The organism is Rathayibacter sp. SW19, from assembly GCF_030866825.1.
GTDB lineage: Bacteria > Actinomycetota > Actinomycetes > Actinomycetales > Microbacteriaceae > Rathayibacter_A > Rathayibacter_A soli.
Map to the genome: position 1 here is coordinate 3,815,739 of NZ_CP133020.1, position 6,787 is coordinate 3,822,525.

Here is a 6,787-nt window from a genome sequence, read left to right on the forward strand (position 1 = left end):
TGAACGCGGTCTTGAACGCCGTCCTGTTCCGTCTTGTCGGATACCCGCAAACCGATCACGATCCGCGGAAGCCGGTAGCCGGGCGCCCGGCTTCCGCACACCGTGGTCGGCGAGCCACCGTGATCGTCGTCGTGATCGTCTTCCAGCCCAGTCGCATCGCGAACGCAGACTGCCGACGCAGGTCGTTCAGTTCCGCTGGGCGACCCGCGGTGACGCGGCGAGCGCGACCAGCGCAAGCACCGTGGTCAACGCGAAACAGCCCGCGAACGGCCACGCGCCGCCGAGCGGCAGCAGAATGGCGAACACGATCGCGGTAGCTGCCAGCGCGATCGACGCGCCGATCGAATCGGCGATGCTCAACGCGGAACTGTTGAAGCCCTGGTTTTCAACCGTCGAGTACTCAAGCGTCAGCACGCTTGTGCGCGGGTACATCAACCCCATACCGGCCCCGCCGATCGCCCAGCCGGCGATCGCAAGCGCCGGCGGCAGTGACAAGGCCGCCGTCAATGCTGCGAGCAGAACGGCGACAGACAACATCGACGCGCCTATCCGAAAGCTGCGCACGTGCGGCAATTGCGTCGCATATCGGCTCTGTACCCAGGATCCCGCGGCCCAGGTCACCCCCGATGCGGTCAGCGCAAGCCCGGCTCCGGCCGCGACAAAACCATATTCCTTCGTAAGCATATAAGGGATGTAGACCTCGGCGCCGAAGAACGAGCCGGCCAACAGGCCACGCATCACGATCACGGCAGGCAGCCCGGCACGAAGACGCAGTGTGCCGCGCGGCAACAACGGACGCAAGGCGATGACGGCGACCACGATCGCAACGATCGGGCCGATCCAGAAGATCAGACCCGCGGCATCCGCGCTGAGGTTGAGACCGAGCACGGCTGCCGCAGCGAGCACCGCCCAGCAAATCCGGCCGAGATTCCACGGAACAGGCGGTGTGGTGCTGGGCTCCTGCACCAGCGACTTCAACGCCGGAATCACCATCGCGGCGGCCACGAAGACCAGCGCAATGACACCGAGGAAGACCCAGCGCCAGCCGACATAGTCGGCGACGAGCCCGGCGATCAGCGGACCGACCATCGATGGAACAACCCAGGCAGCTGCGAATGCAGCGAAGATCGGTGGATGCAGCACCGGCGGATACACCCGCGCGATGATGACGTACAGCGCGACCGTCAACCCGCCGGCGCCGAGCCCCTGCACGAGCCGTCCGACGATGAAGATCGCCATGTCGGACGCCGTACCGACGATCGCCAACCCGACGACAAACGACACAGCGGATGCGTAGAGCGCGCCACGCGGACCGCTGCGGTCCGACCAATTGCCGGCCAGCACCATCCCGACCACGCCGACCGCGAGCGGCCCCGCGAATGCCAGAGCGTAGACGGAGGCGCCGTTCAACTCCACGCTGATCATCGGCATGATGGTCGTCACGGCCATCGACTCGAACGCAGCCAGCGTCACGAGGGCGCACATGCCGATGCTGATCCAGAGGTATTCGCGGCCGAAAACGCCTGCTGGCTTGGCGGAACGCGCAGGGCGCCCGGAATTGCCGGAGCGCTCGGCGGTGGTCTTGTCAGCTGTCACAGCTTCGACTTTACGTGGTCGTGAAGCGTGGCGGCGTGCGCCAGTTCATGTAGCGTGCGCCAGTTGGACTGGCGCACGACACCTGAAGTGGCGCTGGCGCGCGCCGCCCACCGAAATCGTGACCTTCCGGCCGCGACCCGTCACGTTTGGCGCGGATTCTGGGCCCTTTCCCGCCAATCGTGACGGGTCGCGGGAACTCGCTGTGCGGCGCGATACAGCCCGTTCAGTGCGTCAACTCGTGGCAGCAGCCAGCGCCTGGTCGAGGTCGGCGATCAAGTCGCCGATCGACTCGATGCCGACCGACAGGCGCACGACGCTCGGCGAGATCGCCAACGGTGTGCCCTTCACCGATGCGTGCGTCATCTCAGACGGGTAGCCGATCAAAGACTCGACACCGCCGAGCGATTCCGCCAGCTGGAACACCCGCGTCGACTCCGCGAACGAGCGCGCGGCTGCTTCTCCGCCGGCGAGTGACACGGACAGCATCCCGCCGAACCCGCTCATCTGTCGTGCGGCCAGCTCGTGTCCGGGATGTGAGGGCAAGCCCGGGTAGTACACCGCATCGATCGCCGGATGCGCATCCAGATGTTCCGCGATCGCCTGCGCGTTCTCGGTGTGGCGCTGCATGCGCACGGCAAGAGTCTTGATGCCTCGAATGGTGAGCCAGGTATCCATTGGGGCGGAGATGGCGCCGGCCGCGAATTGCTGAAAGCCGATCTTCTCGGCGAGGTCGGCGTCGTTCAGAATGACCGCGCCGCCGATCACATCGGAGTGGCCGCCGAGATACTTCGTGGTCGAGTGCACGACAACGTCGGCGCCGAGCGCCAACGGTTGCTGCAGCGCGGGGGATGCGAAAGTGTTGTCGACGACGACCAGCGCCCCGACGGTGTGGGCGAGTTCGGCGAGCGCCGCGATGTCTGTGATCTTCATCAGCGGGTTGCTCGGTGTTTCGATCCACACGAGCTTCGTGTTCTCGGTCGAAAGCGCTGCCCGCACGGCTACAACATCTGTCAGTTCGACAGGGGTGTTACGCACGCCCCAGTCTCCGTGCACCCGATTGATCAGTCGGTGGGTGCCGCCATAGACATCGCCGCCGAGCACAACGTGGTCACCCGGGCGAAGCGTAGCGCGAAGCAAAGCATCCTCTGCGGCGAGACCGGACGCGAATGAGAACGCATGGGAGCCGCCCTCGAGCGAGGCCAACAAGGATTCCAGTGCTGAGCGGGTTGGATTGGCACTGCGGCTGTACTCGTAACCGCCGCGCAGCCCGCCGATGCCGTCTTGCACGAACGTCGACGTCTGATAGATCGGCGGGATGATCGCACCGGTCGTCGGGTCGAACGCCTGCCCTGCATGGATAGCGCGGGTGTTGAAACCGGCACCGTTGAAACCGGCACCGTTGAATCCAGCACCGTTGAAACCGTCAGTCATTTTGCTCCTTGCGTTGTACGACCATTCTCGTCCAGTTGAGCTGTCGGCCAGCCCGTGTACGGTCATCGACTGTCACAGATGCGTTGTGATGGGGTCTCGATACACTCGCCCTTCGGCAAGCTCAGGGACAGGCGCTCGTTACTCGACCAGCTGTCACGCACTCACGAAGCTGAGCAGGTCGTGGCGGGTGAGCACGGCAACGGGCTTGCCGGCATCCGTCACCAACAGCGCGTTGGCAGCACCGAGAGCGGAGCGAGCAGCCGAAACAGGCTCGTTCACGCCGATCAGCGGCAGAGGATCTCCGGCGAAGTCGCCGACCTTGTCACCCATCTGCGCCTGGCCGGCGAAGACTTGCTCAAGCAGCACGCGCTCGTCGAGCGCGCCGACCACCTCGCCGATGACCACGGGCGGCTCCGCGCTGAGGATCGGCAACTGGGACACGCCGTACTCGGTCATGATCTGTACCACGTCTCGCACCGTGTCGCTCGGATGCGCGTGAACGAGATCCGGCAGGGCACCGGTCTTCGTCGCCACGATGTCACGCACCGTCGCCTCGTCTGCGACGTCGCTGAAGCCGTAGGAACGCATCCATTTGTCGTTGAAGATCTTGCCGAGATAGCCGCGCCCGCCATCCGGCAGCAGCACGACGACGATGTCCTGTGCACTCAGCGTTGCGGCAGCCTTCAGTGCCGCGACTACCGCCATGCCGCTCGAGCCGCCGACGAGCAGGCCCTCTTCGCGGGCGAGCCTTCTGGTCATCGCGAACGACTCAGCATCCGTCACCGGGATGACCTCGTCGACGACGGATGGGTCGTAGGCGCCCGGCCAGAAGTCCTCGCCGACGCCCTCGACCAGATACGGTCGGCCGGTTCCGCCCGAGTACACCGAACCCTCCGGGTCGGCACCGATGATGCGAACCCGACCAGCGGATGCCTCCTTGAGGAACCGACCGGTGCCACTGATCGTGCCGCCCGTTCCGACGCCTGCGACGAAGTGGGTCACCCGTTGGTCGGTGTCACGCCAGATCTCAGGGCCCGTCGTCTCGTAGTGGCTGAGCGGACCGTTCTGGTTGAAGTACTGGTTCGGCTTGAACGCCCCAGGAATCTCTGCTGCCAGCCGATCCGACACGCTGTAATACGAATCAGGGTGTTCAGGAGCAACGGATGTCGGAGTCACCACGATCTCCGCGCCGTACGCGGTGAGCACATTGCGTTTGTCCTCGCCGACCTTGTCCGGCAACACGAAAACGCAACGGTAGCCGCGCTGCTGAGCTACCAGGGCGAGCCCGACACCGGTGTTGCCGCTCGTCGGCTCGACGATGGTGCCGCCCGGTTTCAGCAGGCCCTCGCGCTCGGCCGCGTCGATGATCCGCGTTGCGATGCGGTCCTTCGCGGAGCCGCCCGGGTTCAGATACTCGACCTTCACGAGCACGGTGGCGGCGACGGCATCCGTCACGCGGTGCAGCCGCACGAGCGGCGTGTTGCCGATGAGATCGAGAATGCTGTCAGCGACGTTCATGTCTGTTTCCTTGACGTTGAGGTGATGTCGGCGCGCGCACGACGGGTCAGCAGCGAGGCTTAAGCCTCAGCGACAACAACACGACGTGTGGCAAGACACAGCGCACAGCCTAGCGGATGCCTCGCAGCGCCTAGCGTTTGCCGCTCACCTGCGCGTCCGGCTCGGCCAGCACCGACCACGCGGTCTGAAGCTCGATGACGACGCCGGCCAATTGCGGATCTTCCGGCAGCACGGGCTCCGCAGGGCTCCTGCCCTCGTGGAGAGCGGCCGACAGCTCGTCCATTGCCGCCACAACGGAGCGTGCCGCCGGCTCTGGTGGTGCCTGCCCGCCCAGCGCCACGCGGGTCGCCGCTGCGGTGATCGCATCCGTGAGACGTTCCAGCGCAACGATGGCCGGCCACCAGGCGGATGCGCGCGTGCTGGTCGGTGGCGGCTCTGCGAGCGCCTGCTGCAGCGCTGTTCTCACGTCGGACAGTCGCCGGTACGCACGGCGGCGCGCAGCAGAACGCATGGCGGGGCGAGACATGGGCCGCGGCGTCGGGCCCGGCGTGGGCCCGGCACCCGAGCGGGGGTCAGCATCCGCATCGAACGCGACCCGCAGATAGATGGTCACCTCGTCGAGCGCCGTTGCGATGCGCTCACCGATCACGGTGCGCGAGCGCCACGACCCCGGCCACGGCAGGTAGCCGACCAAAAGCACGATGGCGCAGCCGATCGCGGTGTCCGTCACCCTGGAGAGCACCAGCTGCTGGTCGCCGCGGTTCACCAGGTCGAGTTGGAGAACGATCAGCGGGGTGAGAAAGGTTGCGAACATGCCGTAGTTGCGCCGGATGCTGATCGGCAGCAGAACGGCGAACGCCGCCATGACGATCAGGATCGGCAGGCCGTACGGCACGAAGACAAGCGCAACTGTGCCGATCAGCACGCCGACGATGGTGCCGAGCCCGCGCTGCACCGCGCGTGCGAACACGGAACCGAAGTCCGGCTTGAGCGTGACCGCGACCGTCAGGGTAACCCAGTAGCTGTGCTCGAGCGGCAGCGCCGCCGCGACGACCTCGGCCACTCCCAGACACAAGACCAGGCGCAGTATCGGCAGCCAGGTGGTCGCACCTCCTGTGACGGCGTCGCGCAGCGACAGCATCCGATCATGGAGTCTCGGCCTCGATCGCAGCGCCGGTTCACCCGGCGAAGCTCCCGACAGGATCCCGAAGACCACACCAACGCGTCGCTCCAACTCTGCGAGCGCCGCGGTCGACCCGACCAATGATCGGATGGCGGTCGTCGTCGGCGCATCCTCCGAGCGCTGCCCGTCGCTCTGTCGCGGGGCGCTCCCATCGAGCACGTGGTCGGCCACCTGCCGCACCGATGCAGACAACTCCGCCGGAATCAGGCTGCGGTTTCGGATCAAAACCATCGTCGCCTCAACGATCGGAGTGGCGGCGTTCAGCAGAGCCGCGAGCCTGCGTACCCTGCTGTCTCGGCCGCCTGCCCGCGCCCGAAAGGTGACGACCGTGTCATAGGCCGTGTTCATCGCGGCGGTCAGCGCCTGGCGCGCCTGGGCGACTCCTTCACCGCCCGAGGTCTCCATCAGCGCAGCGAGGCAACGGAACACCGCTGCCACCGCAGTACACTCCGGCATCGTGACCCGGCCGACGCCTGTCACAAGCGACAACAGCAGCGCCCAGGCACCGCCCAGCAGGTAACGCAACGGCGGCAGCCACCACTCGCCGCCGATGAAGCTCACGCGTGAGGCGATGATCAGGTAGATCAGAAACTGCAGGCTCGCAACGGATGCCACGTTGCTGAGCACACTCACCAGGCCGCAGATCAGCCCGGCCACGAGCACCGCTGCAACCCCGAGCGGGCCGCGCCCGAGCACGAGGCCGCCGATCGCGAACCCGGATGCGCCCGCAATGGCGACCGTGCTCAGCCGTCGCACTCGTGACCGGTAGCGCCCGCCTTGATCAGACAGCGACGCAGCCATCGCGCCCATCGAAACCAGCAGGCCGATTCCGAGTTCGTTCAGTGCCATACCCACGGCTACAGGAGTCACAATGGCGATACCCATGCGCACCGCGAGGCTCCACGGAATCGGTGCCGACTTCGGGCGAAGCAACTGACCGACCCAGCCCAGCGCCGGTGTCTTCATGGCGCAAGTTTAAGCGGTCGTGGTGCCGTAGCTCCGGTGGCGGCGAGGGAATGTTCCGCGCGCGAAGGCGGGAGGCTGCGTCGCGTGGCGACG

The 6,787-nt window shown here is 66.2% G+C and carries 4 protein-coding genes; all 4 read right to left on the reverse strand.

The annotated features are described in order from the left end of the window. Positions 1 to 186: 186 nt before the first annotated feature. A complete protein-coding gene (locus QU604_RS17820; protein WP_308465948.1) occupies positions 187 to 1,596 on the reverse strand; it encodes an MFS transporter in 1,410 nt (469 codons plus the stop codon). Positions 1,597 to 1,827: 231 nt separating this feature from the next. Then, positions 1,828 to 3,027 carry a cystathionine gamma-synthase gene (locus QU604_RS17825; protein ID WP_308465949.1) on the reverse strand — a complete coding sequence of 400 codons (1,200 nt, stop codon included), beginning with the start codon at positions 3,025 to 3,027 and terminating at the stop codon, positions 1,828 to 1,830. A 153-nt stretch (positions 3,028 to 3,180) separates the two neighbouring features. Beyond that, positions 3,181 to 4,545 carry a cystathionine beta-synthase gene (locus tag QU604_RS17830; RefSeq protein WP_308465950.1) on the reverse strand — a complete coding sequence of 455 codons (1,365 nt, stop codon included), beginning with the start codon at positions 4,543 to 4,545 and terminating at the stop codon, positions 3,181 to 3,183. Between the two features lie 130 nt (positions 4,546 to 4,675). Continuing rightward, positions 4,676 to 6,694 (reverse strand): FUSC family protein, encoded by a 2,019-nt coding sequence (locus QU604_RS17835; protein WP_308465951.1) that lies wholly within the window; start codon positions 6,692 to 6,694, stop codon positions 4,676 to 4,678. Between the last annotated feature and the right edge of the window lie 93 nt (positions 6,695 to 6,787).